We start from the raw sequence: 18,635 nt of genomic DNA, 5'->3' as shown, positions 1-18,635 counted from the left end.
TGCAAAACATGATCGGCGAAGTGACCCAGGCCACCGGCGCCATGTCGTCGAGCCTTGCGCAGTTGCAACAGACCTCGGCGCACACCAACCAGATCCTGGTGCGGCATGCGTCGGAGACCGACCAGACGGTGACCGCCATTACCGAAATGAGCTCCACCGCCGACACCGTGGCGCAAAACGCCGCCGAAACCGCCGCGTTCACCCAGCGCGCCAACGAGCATGCCGATCGTTCCCGCGTGGTGGTCGGTGAGGCGTCCAACAGCGTCAGCGCTTTGATCGGCGAAGTCTCCAGCGCTACCCACAGCGTAGAGAACATGCGCCAGGACGCTGCACGCATCACCGAAACCCTCGGCGTGATCGGCGCGATTGCCGGGCAGACCAACCTGTTGGCCCTCAACGCCGCCATCGAAGCGGCGCGGGCCGGCGAGCAAGGCCGTGGGTTTGCGGTGGTTGCCGATGAAGTGCGCGCGCTCGCCGCACGCACCCAGGCCAGTACCTCGCAGATCAACGACATGCTCACGCGCCTGACCGCAGGCGTGAGCTCCTCGGTGGCGGCGATGGAAAACACCCAGGCCAGTTGCCAGTCGGCGGCGGACGCCACGGCGCGGGTGAATACCGGGCTGGATGAAATGGCCGGCTCCGTCAGCCATATCAACAACCTCAGCACCCAGATCGCCACGGCCGCCGAACAGCAAAGCGCGGTGACCGAGGAGATCAACCGCAGCATGGTGCAGATCCGACAAATGGTCGAAGAGCTGGTACAGAGCGGCCACGCCACCGAAAACAATACCCAGAGCCTGCTCGAGGCGAATGGGCGGGTGATTACCCTGATGAGTCGTTTCAAGGTGTGCTGATAAACGGCTGAAACACTCCCGTGCAATGTGCGGGAGTGGGACTATTCTGACAGTTCGAAGACGCACAGGAGGTGTGCCATGCGCGCAGCCGAGCAGTCGGTCCGCTTGGAACGGATCAGTCAGGAACGCTTTATCCAGGCTCCCATCGATGCCGTTTATGACTATGTGACCCAGCCGGATCGCTGGCACGAATGGCACCCCACGTCCCTCGGTGCCGATACCGGCACTACCGGCTCACTCCCCGCCGGCGCCCGCTTCACCGAAATGATCGACCTGCTGGGTGTACGCGTGCCCATGAGCTACCGCGTGCAGATCGCCCGGCGCCCCGGCGAGTTCAAGACCGTGTTCACGTCCCTGGCCGTGGATGGTTCGATTCACTACTTCCTCATGCCCCACCAGGGCGGCACGCTGTTCAAGCGGGTACTGACCTATGAAACCGAACTGCAACTTGCCACCTTGCATAAACGCATGATCGAACTGTCGGCGCTTGCCCTGGACCAGCTCAAGCACCGGCTGGAAAATCCACCGCTCGTATAATCTTGAAACATTCTCGCCCTGTGGACACTGGCTTGCCTGCGATGACGTCGTCATGATCGCCGCCATCCCACCTGCACGCGAGATCCTATGAAAATCCCATTGCGCCTGGCCCTGCTGTCGACCCTGTTCACCGCCACCCTGGCCCAGGCCGCCGACCTGATCCCCATCGACGTGCACCGCGACGCCAACTGCGGCTGCTGCAAAAAATGGATCAGCCACCTGGAAAGCAACGGCTTCAAGGTCAATGACCACGTCGAAGCCGACATGAGTGCCGTCAAGCAACGCCTGGGCGTAGCGCCGCGCCTGGGCTCGTGCCACACCGCCGTGATCGACGGCAAATTCGTCGAGGGCCACGTCCCCGCCGAACAGGTGCTGGCCTTGCGCAAGCGCGACGACCTGCTGGGAATCGCCGCGCCGGGCATGCCCATGGGCTCGCCCGGCATGGAAGTGGAAGGCCGCAGCGAGGCCTATCAGGTCATCGGCCTGACCCGTGAGGGTAAAGATGTCGTCGTGGCTGAATACCCGGCGCAATGATCGCGGGCTACCTGGGGTTATTCTTCGCGGCGTTTGGCGCCGCGACCTTGCTGCCCCTGCAATCGGAAGCCGTGCTGGTCGGCCTGCTGCTCAGCGGGCATTACAGCCTGTGGCTGTTGCTGGGTATCGCCACCCTGGGCAATGTGCTCGGTTCGGTGGTGAACTGGTGGCTGGGGCGCTGGGTGGAGCACTTCAAGGGGCGGCGCTGGTTTCCGGTCAGCGACCAGCAACTGGATAAAGCCCGCCAGCATTACCAGCGCTGGGGCCATTGGACGCTGTTGCTCAGTTGGGTGCCGATCCTTGGCGACCCGCTGACGCTGGTAGCCGGAGTGCTGCGCGAGCCATTGTGGCGATTTCTGTTGCTGGTGACCCTGGCCAAAGGCCTGCGTTATGGCGCGCTGGCCGCCGTGACTTTGCAATGGATTTAATCGCTGCTTAATCCTCGGGCAACAGCATCCGAACCACCTTTCCAGGAGCCCTGCCCATGCCTCTGTTCCGCGCTTTTTGCATCGCCGGCCTGCTCACGGCCACCGCCGCGCCGGTATTTGCCGCCACCTACGGTCCTGAACTGCAAGGCTTCGACTACCCCTATCCGCTCAAGCATTTCGAGTTCCAATCCCAAGGCGAGTCCCTGCAAATGGGCTACATGGACGTGCCGGCCAATGGCAAGCCCAACGGTCGCAGCGTGGTGCTGATGCACGGCAAGAACTTCTGCGGCGCGACGTGGGAAAGTTCGATCAAGGCCCTGAGCGACGCCGGCTACCGCGTGATCGCGCCGGACCAGATAGGCTTCTGCAGCTCCAGCAAACCCGATCACTATCAATACAGCTTCCAGCAACTGGCCCTCAATACCCACCAACTGCTGGAAAAGCTCGGTATTCAGAAGGCTACCCTTGTCGGCCATTCCACCGGCGGCATGCTTGCCACGCGCTACGCGCTGATGTACCCCGGGCAAACCGAACAGTTGGCGCTGGTCAATCCGATCGGCCTGGAAGACTGGAAAGCGCTGGGGGTGCCCTCGCTCAGCGTCGACCAATGGTATGCCCGTGAGCTGAATGTCAGTGCCGAGGGCATCCGCAAGTACCAACTCAACACTTATTACGTCGGGCGCTGGAAGCCGGAGTACGAGCGCTGGGTAGACATGTACGCCGGCCTCAGCAACGGCCCCGGGCATACGCGGGTCGCATGGAACTCGGCGCTGATTTACGACATGATCTTCACCCAGCCGGTGTACTACGAGTTCAAGGACCTGAAGATGCCGACGCTGCTGCTGATTGGCACGTCCGACAACACCGCCATCGGCAAAGACGTCGCGCCGCCAGCCGTCAAAGCCAAGCTCGGCAACTACGCCGTGCTTGGCAAGCAGGCAGCCAAGCTGATCCCCCATGCCACCCTGGTGGAATTCCCAGGCCTGGGGCATGCGCCGCAAATGGAAGAGCCGGCCCGGTTTCACGCAGCACTGTTGCAGGGGCTGAACGCCCTTTAATCCAACCTTTTTCGAGGCACTCGTTGAATGTCGGTACAGATCGCAGTCATTGATGATTGGCAGGACGTGGCCAGAGGCGTGGTGGATTGGTCAGTCCTTGAGGCAGTAGGCCAGGTGCACTTCCTGCACGATTACCCGGCGGATACCGCCACGATGATCGAGCGTTTGCAGGGGTTCGAGGTGATTTGCGTGATGCGCGAACGCTCCACCTTCGACAAGGCGCTGCTGCAAGGCCTGCCCCGGCTCAAATTGCTGGTGACCGGCGGCATGCGCAACGCCGCCATCAACATTCCCGCCGCCAAGGCCCTGGGCATTCAGGTCTGCGGCACCGACAGCTATAAACACGCCGCGCCGGAACTGACCTGGGCATTGATCATGGCTTCCACCCGCAACCTGGTGGCCGAAGCCAATTCGTTGCGTGCCGGCCATTGGCAGGTGGGCCTCGGCGGCGACCTGCACGGCAAGACCCTGGGGATTCTCGGCCTGGGCAGCATTGGCCAGAAGGTCGCGCAGTTCGCTCAGGTGTTCGGCATGCGCGTGATTGCCTGGAGTGAAAACCTCACGCCGGAACGTGCCGCCGAGTCCGGCGTGACCTGGGTCAGCAAGCAAGCGCTGTTTGAACAGTCGGACATCCTTACCGTTCATCTGGTACTCAGCGACCGTAGCCGTGGGCTGGTGGATGCCCAGGCGCTGGGATGGATGAAACCCGGCGCGCGCCTGGTCAACACTGCACGCGGGCCGATTGTGGATGAGCAGGCACTGGTGCAGGCCCTGGAAAGCGGTCGCCTGGCCGGGGCGGCGCTGGATGTGTATGCCGAGGAACCGTTGCCGGCGGATCACCCGTTGCGCAGGTTGCCGAATGTGCTGGCCACCCCGCACGTGGGCTACGTGAGCGAGCAGAATTACCGGCAGTTCTATTCACAGATGATCGAAGACATTCAAGCCTGGACGAACGGCACGCCCATTCGCGTGCTGGGCTGACGCACCGTTTCTGTGCGTTCGCACTCTTATAGCGAACCGCCTTGCTGTGGCGAGCGGGCATGTTGTGGCGAGCGGGCTTGTTGTGGCGAGCGGGCTTGCCCCGCGTTGGAGCGCGAAGCGCTCCCCCATGCTACATAGCCCAACGCAGGGCAAGCCTGCTCGCCACAGAGCACCTGGCATATGGTTACAATTTTTTTGTCCTACAAAATATTCCCAGAAAGCCTACAGGCTCTGGGATCTGTCCTAGACTCATGACCGATGGGTCCGTTCCAAAACAAAAACCCCGCAAAAAATCTAAACTTTTCAACTCGGCCATTGGTCAAGTTTTAAGGTACGACGAGCACACACGGTTCCAGCCCGATGCCCGTCCATCCAATCTATATCTGCCAACCGTGCAACTGGCATAAGCCTTGCCAGATCTGTACAGCGCTTGTGCGCGTGGCCGCAGGATGCGGTCGACGGAGTTAATGGCAGCCGGCCATTAGCCGACCAACACGTGGAGAGAATTATGATCAGTGCCGCTGCAAGTATTCAGGGAGAGCGTGTTAGTCAGAGCGTTGGCGGGGTCGCCGCGTTGGCTGACCTCACCACAGTGCGGCCGGTTCCGAGCCACAACCCCAACCGTAAGAAAGTCCTGTTTGTGACCTCCGAGTTCGCCGACCTGGTGAAAACCGGTGGCCTGGGCGACGTCTCCGCCGCCCTGCCCCGCGCCATGGCCCACCTGCACGATGTGCGGGTGCTGATCCCCGGTTATCCGCAGGTGATGGAAAGCGACAACCCGATCCATATCATCGGTGAGCTGGGCGGCCACGCGGCGCTGCCGCCGTGCAAGATCGGGCGCATGGACCTCAAGGATGGCCTGGTCATCTATGTACTGATCTGCCCTGAACTCTACGAGCGCGAAGGCACGCCCTACGGCGCCAACAACGGCCGCGACTGGCCGGACAACCATATTCGTTTCGCCCGCCTGGGCCTGGCCGCCGCCGACATGGCCGCCAACCTGGCACAGATCCACTGGTGCCCGGACCTGGTGCACGCCCACGACTGGCCCGCCGGCCTGGCCCCGGCGTACATGCACTGGCGTGGGTCACGCACGCCGACATTGTTCACCATCCATAATCTGGCCTATCAAGGCGTGATCAGCCTGGCGTCGACGCCAGAGCTGGGCATTCCACCTCACGCTTTGCAGCAGGAGGGCATGGAGTTCTACGGCAAGATGTCGTTCCTCAAGGCCGGCATGGCGTATTCCAGTCATATCACCACGGTGAGCGCCACCTATGCCCGGGAAATCACGACGCCCGAGTTCGGCTGCGGCCTCGATGGCTTTTTGGCCAGCAAGACCCAGCAAGGTTTGCTCAGCGGTATTCCCAACGGCATTGAAGACAGCTGGGAAACCTCCACCGACCCGCACTTGACGCACAACTTCAACATCGGCGACTGGGAAGGCAAAGCCGTGAATGCCGCACAGGTGCGCAACCTGTTCGGCCTGCATGACTCGACCGGCCCGCTGTTCGCCGTGGTCTCGCGCCTGGTGTTCCAGAAAGGCCTGGACCTCACCGAAGCGGTGGCCAGTTTCATCGTCGAGCAAGGTGGGCAGATCGCCATTATCGGTCGCGGCGAGCCGGAAGAAGAAAACGCCATGCGCGAACTGGCGCTGCGCTTTCCCGGCCAGATCGGTGTGCGCATCGGCTTCAACGAGACCGATGCCCGCCGCATGTTCGCCGGCAGCGATTTCCTGCTGATGCCTTCGCGCTACGAGCCCTGCGGCCTGAGCCAGATGTACGCCCAGCGCTTCGGCTCGCTGCCCGTCGCCCGCAACACCGGCGGCCTGGCCGACACCATCGAAAACGGTGTGACCGGCTTTCTGTTCAATGAATCCACGGTCGACAGCTACAAAGAAGCCTTGAACCGCGCGTTCAAAGTGTTTGCCTTCCCTGGCCTGCTCAATGCCATGCGCAGCCGAGCGATGACCCAACCGTTCAACTGGAGCCAGGCGGTGGAACCCTACGCCGAGCTGTACGAGCGACTGGTGGCTAAAGCACTGGGGAAATCCGCTAAATAATCATCGGGAGGTCTCTATAGATGCCGTTAAGGACTCTGGAAACCTGGCCCCACGGCGCAATCATGCTGGACGCGCAACACACGCGTTTCGCCTTGTGGGCGCCAGACGCGTTTTATGTCAGCGTTGAATTGGAACACGGCAAATCTGTTGCCATGCTGCCCCAGGCAGATGGCTGGTTTGAAACCGAAATAGCGTGCCCGGCGGGCACGCGCTACCGCTTCAATATCGATGGGCAAATGGATGTACCCGACCCGGCCTCCCGGGCCCAGGCCGCGGATGTGCACGGTTGGAGCGTGGTGGTCGATTCCCTTGCCTATCACTGGCGCCACAGCACTTGGCAAGGCCGCCCCTGGCACGAGGCCGTCATCTATGAACTGCATGTCGGCGCCATGGGGGGTTATGCCGGCATCGAACAACATCTGCCACGCCTGGCCGAGCTGGGTGTTACCGCGATTGAATTGATGCCGTTGGCGCAATTCCCCGGTGATCGCAATTGGGGCTATGACGGGGTCCTGCCCTACGCGCCCCAAGCCTCCTACGGCACGCCCGAACAGCTCAAGCACCTGATCGACAGCGCCCACGAGCACGGCCTGGCGGTGATCCTCGACGTGGTCTACAACCACTTCGGGCCGGACGGCAACTACCTGGGTCAGTACGCCAAGGGCTTCTTCCAGGAAGACGTGCACACGCCCTGGGGCGCCGGGATAGATTTCAACCGGCGCGAGGTGCGCGACTTTTTCCTGGATAACGCCTTGATGTGGTTGCTCGAATACCGCTTCGACGGCCTGCGCCTGGACGCCGTCCACGCCATCGACAACCCGGACTTCCTCAAGGAACTGGCGCACCGGGTGCGCGAGCAGGTGGATTCCGGCCGGCACGTCTGGCTGATGCTGGAAAACGAACTCAACCAGGCCAGTCTCCTGCAGCAGGATTTCGACGCGCAATGGAACGATGACTTCCATAACGTCCTGCATGTGCTGCTGACCGGCGAAACCGACGCGTATTACAGCGACTTCGCCGAAGAGCCCACGGCCAAACTGGCGCGCTGCCTGGGCGAAGGGTTTATCTACCAGGGCCACACCACCCGGCATGGACATGAACGTGGCGAACCCAGCGGGCATCTGCCGCCGAACGCGTTTGTGGCCTTCCTGCAGAACCACGATCAGATTGGCAACCGTGCCCTGGGCGAGCGCCTGCATCAACTCTGCTCGCCGCAGGCATTGAAGGCGGCGACCGCCCTGCTGTTGCTCTCCCCGATGATCCCGTTGATGTTCATGGGCGACGAATCGAACGCCCGCGAGCCGTTCCTGTTTTTCACCGATCACCATGGCGAACTGGCAGAAGCCGTGCGCGAAGGCCGTCGCAATGAGTTCAAGGATTTCGCCGCGTTCCAGGACCCGGAGCGACGCGAACGCATCCCCGACCCGAATGCCCTGACGACCTTTTCGCAGACCACGCCAAGCTTTCACGAGAACGAACACACCGAGCTCTACCGCCAACTGCTGAGCCTGCGCCACGGCCACATCGTGCCGCACTTGCCCGGCAGCGTGGCCCTGGGCGCCGAGGTGCTGGCCGAAGGCGCCGTCAGCGCTCGTTGGCGCCTGGGCAATGGCAGCCTGTTGCAGATCGACCTCAACCTGAGCGCCAACCCGCTGGATCACCCAGCGACGGCGCCTGTGCTGTTTGAAACGCCTGCCAACACCGGCGCGCACCTGCCGCCGTATAGCGCACGCGTCACCCTATCCCCTGTTGGAGAGCACCCTTGAGCGAAGCGAACCTGGAAATCCTCGCCAGCCGAGCGGGCCTGGCCGTCGATTGGATCGACGCAAACGGCCGCCCGCAACGTGTCAAACCCGACGCCCTGCGCGCCGTCCTCAAAGGCCTGGGCCACCCCGCCGACACCGATGCCGAAGTCAACGCCAGCCTGCGGGCACTGGAACAGGTGCAACAAGACAAACACCTGCCGCCCCTGCTGACCATCGACAGCGGCGCAGGCCTGGACCTGGCCCGCTACTTCGAACCGGACACCCTCTGCCGGGTCTGCCTGGAAGACGGTGAAACCCTGGAGCTGCGCCTGGATGGCGACGCCGTCCTGCCCGGCGTCATCGCCCTCGGCTACCACCAGGTGCATATTGCCGACCAGACCTTCACCCTGGCCGTCGCGCCCACCCATTGCTACAGCGTGGCCGAAGCGGTCGACAGCCGACCTGCCCGCGCCTGGGGCCTCAGCGCGCAACTGTATAGCTTGCGCCGCCTGGGCGATGGCGGCTTCGGCGACACCCTGGCCCTGGAGCACCTCGCCCGCTCAGCGGCCGAGCGTGGCGCCGATGCCCTGGCGATCAGCCCGATGCACGCGATGTTCAGCGCCGACACCGCGCGCTACAGCCCGTACTCTCCCTCCAGCCGCTTGTTCCTCAACAGCCTGTATGCCTCGCCGGGTTGCATCCTGGGCGAGCGCGAAGTGCGCAACGCCATCGAAGCCAGCGGCCTGGCGGATGAACTGCACGACCTGGAGCAACACAGCCTGATCGACTGGCCCACCGCCGCGAACGCCAAGCAGCGCCTGCTGCGTGCGTTGTACGAAGACTTCCGCCACGGCCACCACCCGCAACACGCCGACTTCCAGAGTTTCCGCCAGGCCGGCGGTGAGGCCCTGGAAAACCACTGCCGCTTCGAAGCCGTGCAAACCGCCCGCGCCGCCGCCGGTGAAGACCTCGACTGGCGCCATTGGCCAGAAGACTGGCGCACCCCACAGAGCCCGGCATTGGCCCTGTTCGCCGAAGACCACCGTGAAGAGATCGGCTACTTCGCGTTCTGCCAATGGCTGATCGCCCGTTGCCTGGAGCGCGCACAACAAGCCGCACGCGGCAGCGGCATGGGCGTCGGCCTGATTGCCGACCTGGCAGTGGGCGCCGACGGGGGTGGCAGCCAGGCCTGGAGCCGCCAGGATGAATTGCTCGCCGACCTGACCGTGGGCGCGCCACCCGACATTCTCAACCGCGCCGGCCAGGGCTGGGGCATTTCCGCGTTCTCCCCCGAAGGCCTCAAGCGCCACGGCTTTCGCGCCTTTATCGAAATGCTGCGCGCCAACTTCGCCCACGCCGGCGGCTTGCGCATCGACCACGTGATGGGCCTGCAACGCCTGTGGGTGATGCCCGTGGACGCCTCGCCGCGTGACGGCGCCTACCTGTATTACCCGGTGGACGACCTGCTGCGCCTGCTGGCCCTGGAATCCCACCGCCACCGGGCCATCGTGCTCGGTGAAGACCTGGGCACCGTGCCGGACGGCCTGCGCGAAAAGCTCATCGCCCGCTCGATCCTGGGCATGCGCGTGTTGCTGTTCGAACAGAACCACGAAGGCCAGTTCAAGCCGATCCTCGACTGGCCGGACAACGCCCTGGCCACCACCAGCACCCACGACCTGCCGACCCTCAACGGTTGGTGGCACAGCCGCGATATCGAGTGGAACATCCAGCTCGGCCTGATCGATGCGCCGACCGTGGAGCAATGGAGCGAACACCGCCTGCGCGAACGCCAGGCACTGCGCCAGGCCTTGAGCCAGGACCCGCAGAACTTCGTCGAAGAGATCCGCAATGAAACCGACCACATGATCGACGCCAGCGTGCGCTACCTCGGCCACACCCGCGCACCGCTGGTGTTGCTGCCGCTGGAGGACGCCCTCGGCGTTGAGGAACAAGCCAACCTGCCCGGCACCACCGATACCCACCCCAACTGGCGCCGCCGCCTGCCGGGCGAGGCGTCCAGCCTGCTCGACAATGCCGGCGCCGCCCGCCGCCTCGAACTGTTGGCCGTCGCGCGCAACCAAGCCTATGAGCGTGACCGATGAAAGCCCTGCCCCTGCGCGCCACCCAGCGCCTGCAATTCCATAAAGGTTTTACCCTCGATGATGCGGTGCCACTGGTGCCGTATTTCGCCCGTTTGGGCATCAGCCACCTGTATGCCTCGCCGCTGCTGAGTGCACGCGCCGGTTCCATGCACGGCTACGACGTGGTCGACCCCACCACGGTCAACCCGGAACTCGGCGGCGAGCCGGCCCTGCGGCGCCTGGTCGCTGCGCTGCGTGAACACGACATGGGGTTGATCCTCGATATCGTCTCCAACCATATGGCCGTCGGCGGGGCCGACAACCCCTGGTGGCTGGACCTGTTGGAGTGGGGCCGCCTGAGCCCCTACAGCGAGTTCTTCGACATCCAGTGGCATTCGCCCGACCCCTTGCTCAAAGGCCAATTGCTGATGCCGTTCCTCGGCAGCGACTACGGCGAAGCCCTGCAGGCCGGCACCCTGACCTTGCACTTCGATGCCGACCACGGCGCGTTCTATGTCGAGCATTACGAACACCGTTTCCCCATCTGCCCCAAGGATTACGCGGCGATCCTGGGCACCGATGAACGGCTCCACCCCCTGGCCGAGCGCTTCAGCGCCCTCGCCTGCCAGGACGACGCTTACCACGCGGCCGCCTCGCTCAAACAAGCGCTGGCCGAGCGCGCCACCGACCTGCTGCCGGCGATCGAACAGCGCTTGAAGGCTTTCGACGGTCGCCAGCCCGAGGGCTTCAAGCGCCTGCATCAGTTGCTGGAGCAACAGGCCTATCGCCTGGCCAGTTGGCGCACGGCGGCGGACGATATCAACTGGCGGCGCTTCTTCGACGTCAACGAACTCGGTGGCCTGCGCGTCGAGCGCAGCGCTGTGTTCGAGGCCACCCATGGCAAGATCTTCGAACTGATCAGCGAAGGCCTGGTGGATGGCCTGCGCATCGACCACATCGACGGCCTGGCCGACCCGCGCGGTTACTGCCGCAAGCTGCGCCGTCGGGTGGACTCGCTGTCACCCGAACGGCACTTGCCGATCTTCGTGGAGAAGATCCTCGGCGAAGGCGAAACCCTGCGCGACGACTGGCAGGTGGACGGCACCACCGGCTACGAGTTCATGAACCAGTTGTCGCTGCTGCAACATCACCCGGACGGCTTCGCGCCATTGGCCGCGTTGTGGACCCGTCACAGCGAGCGGCCTGCTGCGTTTATCGAAGAAGCGCAATTGGCCCGCCAGCAGATCCTCAACGGCTCCCTCGGCGGCGACTTTGAAAGCGTGGCCCAGGCCCTGCTGCAAGTGGCCCGCGACGATGTGATGACCCGCGACCTGACCCTCGGCGCCATCCGCCGGGCCTTGCAGGAACTGATCGTGCACTTCCCGGTGTACCGCACCTATATCAGCGCCCGTGGCCGCAGCGCCGCCGACGACAGGCTGTTCCAACAGGCCATGGATGGCGCCCGCACCACCCTGGGCGAAGGTGACTGGCCGGTGCTCGACCACCTGGCCAACTGGCTGGGCGGCCAGCCGTGGCGCAATCGCCCGGTGGGCCGTGAACGCAAGATCCTCAAGCATGCCTGCGTGCGCTTCCAGCAACTGACGTCGCCCGCCGCCGCCAAGGCCGTGGAAGATACCGCGTTCTATCGCTCGGCGGTATTGCTGTCGCGCAACGACGTGGGCTTCAGCACCGAACAATTCAGCGCCCCCTTGGCCGACTTCCATGGGGTCAACCAGCAACGCCTGCAGAGCTTCCCTGACAACCTGCTGGCCACCGCCACCCATGACCACAAGCGCGGCGAAGATACCCGCGCGCGCCTGGCCGTGCTGAGCGAGTGCGCGGCGTGGTACGCCGAGCAGGTCGAGCAGTGGCGCGCCCTCGCCGCGCCACTGAAGACGGATGCAAGCACGCCTTCAGCGGGCGATGAATTGATCCTCTACCAGGTACTGCTGGGCAGTTGGCCCCTGGACCAGACCGATGACTTCGAGGGCTATCGGCAGCGCCTGTGGCAATGGCAACAGAAAGCCCTGCGCGAAGCCAAATTGCAAAGCAGCTGGAGCGCGCCCAACGAAGCCTATGAACAAGGCGTCGAAGCCTTCCTGGCGCGGCTGTTGCTCAGCGATGAAGGCCAGGTGTTGCGCACTGCTATCGGCGCGGCGGCCCAGGCCATCGCGCCGGCCGGTGCGCTCAATGGCCTGGCGCAATCCTTGCTTCGCATGACGGTGCCGGGTGTACCGGACCTGTACCAGGGCGCCGAGTTCTGGGACTTCAGCCTGGTGGACCCGGACAACCGCAGGCCGGTGGACTTCAACGCCCGGCAACAGGCGCTGGATACCCCACCGGACATCGGCGAACTGTTGTTCAACTGGCGCGACGGGCGTATCAAACAGGCATTGATTGCCCAGGTGCTGGGCTTGCGCAAGGCCTGTCCCGAGCTGTTCCGCAAAGGAACCTACACTCCGCTGCAAGTGCTTGGCAAACACGCCGAACGGGTGGTCGCGTTCGCGCGCGAGCACCAGGGCAACTACCTGCTGGTGGTGGTGCCGAGATGGCCGCATGACCTGCTTGAAAACGGTGTGCATCCCAAGATCAATGCGCAGGTTTGGGGCGACACACGGGTGAAATTACCGTTCGCCGCGACAAACAAAAACTGGAAGGGACTTTTTCATACAGGCGCAGTCACACCAGACAAGGAGCTGTTGATCAGCACTGCCCTGGGGGATTTCCCGGTCAATGTCCTTATCAATCCTGATGATCAAGAAAGCTGAAAATTTTCTGTTGAGGAGCATTGCGATGAGTACTGACGAAAAACGCATAAAAGAGTTGGCGCACCAGATCTGGGAGTCCGAAGGCAAGCCCCATGGGCAAGACGCGCGGCATTGGGAGATGGCGCGCAAACTGGCCGAAGCCGAAGCGCTGACGCCGAGCAAACCCAAGGCGGCCGCCAAGCCCAAGCCAGCCACCAAAGCCAAGCCTGCGCCCAGCAAGCCGGCGCCACCGGCGGCTAAAAAACCTCCCGCGCCGAAGAAACCCAAGCCTTGATACCCCCCTCTTGCCGGCACGGTCGGCAAGAGGTGATTCCACCTTCCAGATTCTCAGCTGAAATTTCATCGGCACGGCCGCGTTCGGCTTGAAAAACATCTTTGCAGGAGCAAGTTTTCAATGAGCAAACCCGATAAAACCCCACCGACGCCGGGCAATGAACCGTCGCGGATCCGTGAAGGTTTGCCCTTCCCGCTGGGCGCGACCTGGGATGGCCTGGGCGTCAACTTCGCCCTGTTCTCGGCCAACGCAACCAAGGTCGAACTGTGCCTGTTCGATGATTCCGGCGAGGTCGAGCTGGAACGTATCGAACTCCCCGAGTACACCGACGAGACCTTCCACGGCTATCTGCCCGACGCCCACCCCGGGCTGATCTACGGCTACCGCGTGTACGGTGCTTACGACCCGGCCAACGGCCACCGTTTCAACCACAACAAATTGCTGATCGACCCCTACGCCAAGCAGTTGGTGGGCGAGCTCAAGTGGTCGGAGGCGCTGTTCGGCTACACCATCGGCCACCCGGACGACGACCTCAGCTTCGACGAGCGCGACAGCGCACCCTTCGTGCCCAAATGCAAGGTGATCGACCCGGCGCACACCTGGGGCAACGACCAACCGGTACGCGTGCCGTGGGACCGTACGATCATCTACGAGACCCATCTTCGCGGTATCAGCATGCGTCACCCTTCCGTAGCCGATGAAGTACGCGGCACCTGCGCCGGGCTGATGGAAGACGACGTGCTCAAGCACATCCGCCAACTGGGCGTGTCGTCGGTGGAGCTGCTGCCGGTGCATGCCTTCGTCAATGACCAGCACCTGCTGCAAAAAGGCATGACCAACTACTGGGGGTACAACAGCATCGCGTTTTTTGCCCCCGACCCGCGCTACCTGGCAAGCGGCAAGATTGCCGAGTTCAAGGAGATGGTCGCGCACCTGCATGAACAGAAGCTCGAAGTGATCCTCGACGTGGTCTACAACCACACCGCCGAAGGCAACGAGCGCGGCCCGACGCTGTCCATGCGCGGCATCGACAACGCTTCGTACTACCGCCTGATGCCGGACGACAAGCGCTTCTACATCAACGACTCCGGCACGGGTAACACCCTGGATCTGAGCCACCCGTGCGTATTGCAGATGGTCACCGACTCGCTGCGTTACTGGGCCACCGAGATGCACGTCGACGGCTTCCGCTTCGACCTGGCGACCATTCTTGGCCGCTACCGCGAGGGTTTCGACGAGCGTCACAGCTTCCTCGTGGCTTGCCGCCAGGACCCGGTGCTGCGCCAGTTGAAAATGATCGCCGAGCCCTGGGACTGCGGCCCCGGTGGCTATCAAGTGGGCAATTTCCCGCCTGGCTGGGTGGAATGGAACGACCGTTTCCGCGACACCGTGCGTGCATTCTGGAAAGGCGATGACGGCCAACTGGCCGACTTCGCGGCCCGCATGACCGCCTCCGGCGAAATGTTCAACCACCGTGGGCGACGTCCCTACAGCTCGGTGAACTTCATCACCGCGCATGATGGTTTCACGCTGCACGACCTGGTGTCGTACAACGACAAGCACAACGAAGCCAACGACGAAAACAACCAGGATGGCAGCAACAACAACCTGTCCTGGAACCACGGCGTCGAAGGCCCGACCGACGACCCGCAAATCAACGCCCTGCGCCTGCGCCAGATGCGCAACTTCTTCGCCACATTGCTCCTGTCCCAAGGCACGCCGATGCTGGTGGCTGGCGATGAGTTTGCGCGCACCCAGCACGGCAACAACAACGCTTACTGCCAGGACAGTGAGATCGGTTGGATCAACTGGGACCTGGACGAAGATGGCAAGGCGCTGCTCAAGTTTGTGAAGCGCCTGATCAAGCTGCGCCTGGCCTACCCGATCCTGCGTCGTGGTCGCTTCCTGGTGGGCGACTACAACGAAGACATCGGCGTGAAGGACGTCACCTGGCTGGCGCCGGATGGCAACGAGATGACCACCGAACAGTGGCAGGACAGCAACGGTCGCTGCCTGGGCATGTTGATGGATGGTCGCGCCCAGGAAACCGGGATTCGCCGTCCCGGCGCCGACGCTACCTTGCTGCTGGTGGTCAATGCCCATCACGACATGGTCAACTTCCGCTTGCCGCCAGTGCCCGAAGGTGAGTTCTGGACGTGCATGCTCGACACCAACGAGCCCGCCGTACGCGGTCAGGAACGCTTTGAGTTCGATCACGAGTACGCCGTGACCGGGCGCTCGCTGTTGTTGTTCGAGTTGCAGCGCGAAGACGAGGTGTGAGATGGCTCTGCATGGATTCCTTCAAGGCTTCCGGGGCTATGCGGACACGCAAGCCCTGGGCGACGCCCTGAAGGCCCTTCAGGAAGAAGGCCTGGACCAACTGCCGCTGCCCGGCGGCGGTCAGACCCTGGCGCGGTTCAGTCGCCTGGCGCAGGTGGCGGGTCATGACCTGCGCCTGTGCAAGCTGTTCGAAGGCCACACCGATGCCCTGGCAATCATTGCCGAGCTCAACTCCCCACTGCCGCCCCTGGGCAGCACGTGGGGCATGTGGGCCGCCGAGCCGCCAACGGCGAAGGTGCGCGTGCGCCAGGAGGGCCATCGCCTGCGGGTGCAAGGCCGCAAGGCCTGGTGCTCCGGCGCGGCGGTGGTGAGCCATGGGTTGTTGACCGCCTGGGACGAAGACGATCGCCAGCAGTTGGTGGCCGTGCACATGGATCAACCCGGCATTGTGGTCACGGATGAGGGGTGGAACGCGGTGGGTATGGCGGCCACCGGCAGTGTGGAAGTCGTGTTCGACGGGGCCTGGGGATTGGCGGTGGGCGGACCGGGGGATTACCTCGCCCGCCCAGGCTTCTGGCAAGGCGGTATCGGTATCGCCGCCTGCTGGTACGGCGCCGCGCAACGCCTGGCCGAGGTCTTGCGCGCGCAGTGCAGTAAACGCCCGGAACCCCACGCCCTGGCTCATCTGGGCGCCGTCGACAGCGCACTGAACAGCGCCGCCTGTGTGCTGCGTGCCAGCGCGGCACAGATCGACCTTGAGCCCAAGGCTGACGCCCGGCAATTGGCCCAGCAGACGCGGGCCTGTATCGAAGACACGGTCGAGCAGGTCATACGCCATATCGGGCGCGCCGTCGGCGCCGGTCCTTACTGCAAGGACCCGCACTTTGCCCAGTTGATGGCGGACCTGCCTGTGTATGTACGCCAGAGTCATGCCGAACGCGACTTGGCCGGGCTCGGAGAGCTGGTGGCCGGTGAACCCACAGGGAGGTGGCAGTTATGAGACCCAATCCGATCGTTGGCCAGGGCACGCCGCTGCATCACTGGCAGGCCTCGCCTAAAATGGCCGATTTGCCGTCGATCAGCGTCGAGCAGTTGGTACCCGCCGGCCACCGTGCGGTGATCATCGCACCACATCCGGATGATGAAATCCTCGGCTGCGGCGGCCTGATGCAGGGCCTGGCGGCACTGGGTCGGCCGATCCAGCTGATCTCAGTCACCGATGGCAGCGCCAGCCACCCCGGTTCACAGCGTTGGCCGGTGGAACGTCTGAGCGTAGTGCGCCCGCAGGAATCGGCACAGGCCCTGCACCGCCTGGGGTTGCCGCTGCACAGCCTGAAATGGCTGCGCGCCGGTTTTACCGACAGCCAGGTGGCGGCGCGGGAACAGGAACTCGTAGGGTTTATCCAGCGCTACCTCAAACCCACCGACGTAGTGTTTACCACCTGGCGCGAAGACGGCCATTGCGACCATGAGGCCGTCGGGCGTGCCAGCGCCCAGGCCTGCACGGCGGTCGGCGCTACCCTGTATGAGCTGCCGGTGTGGACCTGGCACTGGGCAACGCCCGAAGACAGCGGGGTGCCCTGGCACCGTGCACGCAAGATCCCGCTGACCTGTGAAGCCGTTGCCCGCAAACGGCATGCCATCCACGCCTTCGCCAGCCAACTGGAAGGCGACCCGCAGATCGGCCTCGCGCCGGTGCTGGCGCCCTATGTGGTGGAGCGTCTGCTGCAACCCTTTGAAGTGGTATTTGTATGAGTGTGGCCACGCCTTACTTCGACCAACTGTTCGCCGACAGCGATGATCCCTGGGCCTTTCGCCAGCGCTGGTATGAGCGGCGCAAACGTGCGCTGACCCTGGCGATACTCACGCGGCCCCGTTACGCCTCGGTGTTCGAACCCGGCTGCGCCAATGGTGAGCTGAGTTTCGAACTGGCACCGCGCTGCGATCGCCTGCTGTGCTGCGACACCGCCGCGGCCGCCGTGGCCCTTGCGCGCACTCGCTTGCTGGGGTTCCCCCAAGCCCAGGTGCAGCAGTGCCGCTTGCCCGAACAGTGGCCGGCGGGCCAGTTCGAGCTGATCGTATTGAGCGAGTGGTGCTACTACCTCGACGCCGATGACCTGCGCCAACTGATCGATCGCGTCCGCACCGCGCTGACCGCCGACGGCCAGCTGCTGGCCTGTCACTGGCGCGCGCCTATCGACGGTTGCCCGCAAACCGCGGAACAGGTACACGCCCTGCTCCATGAACGCCTGGACATGCCTCGCGTCGCCAGCCACCACGAACCTGATTTCCTGCTCGACCTCTGGAGCCGCGACGGCACCTCGGTCGCCACCCTTGAGGGCCTGCGATGATCGGCATTCTGATCCCGGTACATAACGAAGAAGCGCTGCTCGGCGACTGCCTGGAAGCCGCGTTGATCGCCGCCCGCCATCCTGGGTTGCTCGGCGAAACCGTGACTATCCTGGTGGTGCTCGACAGCTGCAGCGATGCCAGCGCCGCCATTGCCCAGGCCTACCCGGTGCAGTGCCTGGAAGCCCAGGCGCGCAACGTGGGGCATGTGCGTGGCGTGGGTGCGCGGCATTTGCTCAATCAGGGCGCACGCTGGATCTCCTGCACCGATGCCGACAGCCGGGTAGCCCCCGACTGGTTGGTGGCCCAATTGGCGCTGGAGGTGGACGCCGTGTGCGGCACCGTCACGGTCGATGCGTGGAGCGAGGGTTTCGACCCCGTCGCGCAGATTCGCTACCACCAGGGCTACGAGGCCCGCGACGGTCATCGGCATATACACGGGGCCAACCTGGGGGTGAGCGCCGGTGCGTACGTGCGCGCCGGTGGTTTCGAGCCGTTGGCGTGCCATGAGGATGTGCAATTGGTGCGCAACCTGGAGCTGTGCGGCGCCTCCATCGCCTGGAGCCACGGCCCGCAGGTGATTACCAGTGCGCGCCTGGACGCCCGTGCACAAGGGGGATTCGGCGATTACTTGAAGAGCCTGATGCACGCCACCTGAAAAAACGCCGTTACCGAATGTGAAAC

Annotated in this window: 16 protein-coding genes; all 16 read left to right on the top strand. The window is 63.8% G+C overall.

Annotation, left to right across the window (positions count from 1 at the left end; genetic code table 11):
* The first annotated feature begins 8 nt into the window (after positions 1–8).
* The gene (locus AC3WP7_RS27520; protein ID WP_371914421.1) at positions 9–854 is read left to right on the top strand and encodes a methyl-accepting chemotaxis protein; all 846 of its coding nucleotides are present in this window, start codon (positions 9–11) and stop codon (positions 852–854) included.
* 78 nt (positions 855–932) lie between these two features.
* Positions 933–1,391, top strand: coding sequence for an SRPBCC family protein (locus tag AC3WP7_RS27515; protein WP_071488173.1), 459 nt, complete (start codon positions 933–935; stop codon positions 1,389–1,391).
* Between the two features lie 87 nt (positions 1,392–1,478).
* Positions 1,479–1,925, top strand: coding sequence for a DUF411 domain-containing protein (locus tag AC3WP7_RS27510; RefSeq protein ID WP_092243878.1), 447 nt, complete (start codon positions 1,479–1,481; stop codon positions 1,923–1,925).
* Positions 1,922–2,353, top strand: coding sequence for a YqaA family protein (locus tag AC3WP7_RS27505; protein WP_102592921.1), 432 nt, complete (start codon positions 1,922–1,924; stop codon positions 2,351–2,353). The genes AC3WP7_RS27510 and AC3WP7_RS27505 overlap by 4 nt, the downstream gene beginning before the upstream one ends.
* A 56-nt stretch (positions 2,354–2,409) precedes the next feature.
* A complete protein-coding gene (locus AC3WP7_RS27500; protein ID WP_092243884.1) occupies positions 2,410–3,411 on the top strand; it encodes an alpha/beta fold hydrolase in 1,002 nt (333 codons plus the stop codon).
* Between the two features lie 27 nt (positions 3,412–3,438).
* Complete coding sequence (locus AC3WP7_RS27495; RefSeq protein WP_102592922.1) at positions 3,439–4,392, top strand: D-2-hydroxyacid dehydrogenase family protein; 954 nt, start codon at positions 3,439–3,441, stop codon at positions 4,390–4,392.
* 508 nt (positions 4,393–4,900) lie between these two features.
* Positions 4,901–6,454, top strand: coding sequence for a glycogen synthase GlgA (glgA, locus tag AC3WP7_RS27490; RefSeq protein WP_092243891.1), 1,554 nt, complete (start codon positions 4,901–4,903; stop codon positions 6,452–6,454).
* A gap of 20 nt (positions 6,455–6,474) precedes the next feature.
* Entirely contained in the window at positions 6,475–8,220 is a 1,746-nt protein-coding gene (treZ, locus tag AC3WP7_RS27485; protein WP_102592923.1) for a malto-oligosyltrehalose trehalohydrolase, read from the top strand.
* A complete protein-coding gene (gene malQ / locus AC3WP7_RS27480) occupies positions 8,217–10,301 on the top strand; it encodes a 4-alpha-glucanotransferase (protein WP_102592924.1) in 2,085 nt (694 codons plus the stop codon). Before treZ ends, malQ begins: the two co-directional genes overlap by 4 nt.
* A complete protein-coding gene (locus tag AC3WP7_RS27475; RefSeq protein ID WP_102592925.1) occupies positions 10,298–13,048 on the top strand; it encodes a malto-oligosyltrehalose synthase in 2,751 nt (916 codons plus the stop codon). The genes malQ and AC3WP7_RS27475 overlap by 4 nt, the downstream gene beginning before the upstream one ends.
* Positions 13,049–13,073: 25 nt before the next feature.
* Entirely contained in the window at positions 13,074–13,322 is a 249-nt protein-coding gene (locus tag AC3WP7_RS27470) for a DUF2934 domain-containing protein (protein ID WP_093121129.1), read from the top strand.
* 120 nt (positions 13,323–13,442) lie between these two features.
* Complete coding sequence (gene glgX, locus AC3WP7_RS27465) at positions 13,443–15,602, top strand: glycogen debranching protein GlgX (RefSeq protein WP_071488163.1); 2,160 nt, start codon at positions 13,443–13,445, stop codon at positions 15,600–15,602.
* A gap of 1 nt (position 15,603) precedes the next feature.
* Positions 15,604–16,602, top strand: a complete 999-nt coding sequence (locus AC3WP7_RS27460) for an acyl-CoA dehydrogenase family protein (RefSeq protein WP_102592926.1) — start codon at positions 15,604–15,606, stop codon at positions 16,600–16,602.
* Positions 16,599–17,357 (top strand): PIG-L deacetylase family protein, encoded by a 759-nt coding sequence (locus AC3WP7_RS27455; RefSeq protein WP_093121131.1) that lies wholly within the window; start codon positions 16,599–16,601, stop codon positions 17,355–17,357. The genes AC3WP7_RS27460 and AC3WP7_RS27455 overlap by 4 nt, the downstream gene beginning before the upstream one ends.
* On the top strand, positions 17,354–17,953 hold the full coding sequence (locus AC3WP7_RS27450) for an SAM-dependent methyltransferase (RefSeq protein WP_102592927.1): 600 nt from the start codon (positions 17,354–17,356) through the stop codon (positions 17,951–17,953). Before AC3WP7_RS27455 ends, AC3WP7_RS27450 begins: the two co-directional genes overlap by 4 nt.
* Positions 17,950–18,609 carry a glycosyltransferase family 2 protein gene (locus tag AC3WP7_RS27445; protein ID WP_093121132.1) on the top strand — a complete coding sequence of 220 codons (660 nt, stop codon included), beginning with the start codon at positions 17,950–17,952 and terminating at the stop codon, positions 18,607–18,609. Before AC3WP7_RS27450 ends, AC3WP7_RS27445 begins: the two co-directional genes overlap by 4 nt.
* Positions 18,610–18,635: the final 26 nt, after the last annotated feature.

This window comes from Pseudomonas sp. FW305-3-2-15-C-LB1 (genome assembly GCF_058787615.1).
Note: the sequence above shows the minus strand (reverse complement) of the source record. Positions and strands in the feature narration are given on the sequence as shown.

Bases quoted from the DNA above. Each gene is read 5' to 3' on its own strand.
- AC3WP7_RS27520 (WP_371914421.1), top strand. From the start codon at position 9: ATGATCGGCGAAGTGACCCAGGCCACCGGCGCCATGTCGTCGAGCCTT.
- AC3WP7_RS27515 (WP_071488173.1), top strand. From the start codon at position 933: ATGCGCGCAGCCGAGCAGTCGGTCCGCTTGGAACGGATCAGTCAGGAA.
- AC3WP7_RS27510 (WP_092243878.1), top strand. From the start codon at position 1,479: ATGAAAATCCCATTGCGCCTGGCCCTGCTGTCGACCCTGTTCACCGCC.
- AC3WP7_RS27505 (WP_102592921.1), top strand. From the start codon at position 1,922: ATGATCGCGGGCTACCTGGGGTTATTCTTCGCGGCGTTTGGCGCCGCG.
- AC3WP7_RS27500 (WP_092243884.1), top strand. From the start codon at position 2,410: ATGCCTCTGTTCCGCGCTTTTTGCATCGCCGGCCTGCTCACGGCCACC.
- AC3WP7_RS27495 (WP_102592922.1), top strand. From the start codon at position 3,439: ATGTCGGTACAGATCGCAGTCATTGATGATTGGCAGGACGTGGCCAGA.
- glgA (WP_092243891.1), top strand. From the start codon at position 4,901: ATGATCAGTGCCGCTGCAAGTATTCAGGGAGAGCGTGTTAGTCAGAGC.
- treZ (WP_102592923.1), top strand. From the start codon at position 6,475: ATGCCGTTAAGGACTCTGGAAACCTGGCCCCACGGCGCAATCATGCTG.
- AC3WP7_RS27475 (WP_102592925.1), top strand. From the start codon at position 10,298: ATGAAAGCCCTGCCCCTGCGCGCCACCCAGCGCCTGCAATTCCATAAA.
- AC3WP7_RS27470 (WP_093121129.1), top strand. From the start codon at position 13,074: ATGAGTACTGACGAAAAACGCATAAAAGAGTTGGCGCACCAGATCTGG.
- glgX (WP_071488163.1), top strand. From the start codon at position 13,443: ATGAGCAAACCCGATAAAACCCCACCGACGCCGGGCAATGAACCGTCG.
- AC3WP7_RS27460 (WP_102592926.1), top strand. From the start codon at position 15,604: ATGGCTCTGCATGGATTCCTTCAAGGCTTCCGGGGCTATGCGGACACG.
- AC3WP7_RS27455 (WP_093121131.1), top strand. From the start codon at position 16,599: ATGAGACCCAATCCGATCGTTGGCCAGGGCACGCCGCTGCATCACTGG.
- AC3WP7_RS27450 (WP_102592927.1), top strand. From the start codon at position 17,354: ATGAGTGTGGCCACGCCTTACTTCGACCAACTGTTCGCCGACAGCGAT.
- AC3WP7_RS27445 (WP_093121132.1), top strand. From the start codon at position 17,950: ATGATCGGCATTCTGATCCCGGTACATAACGAAGAAGCGCTGCTCGGC.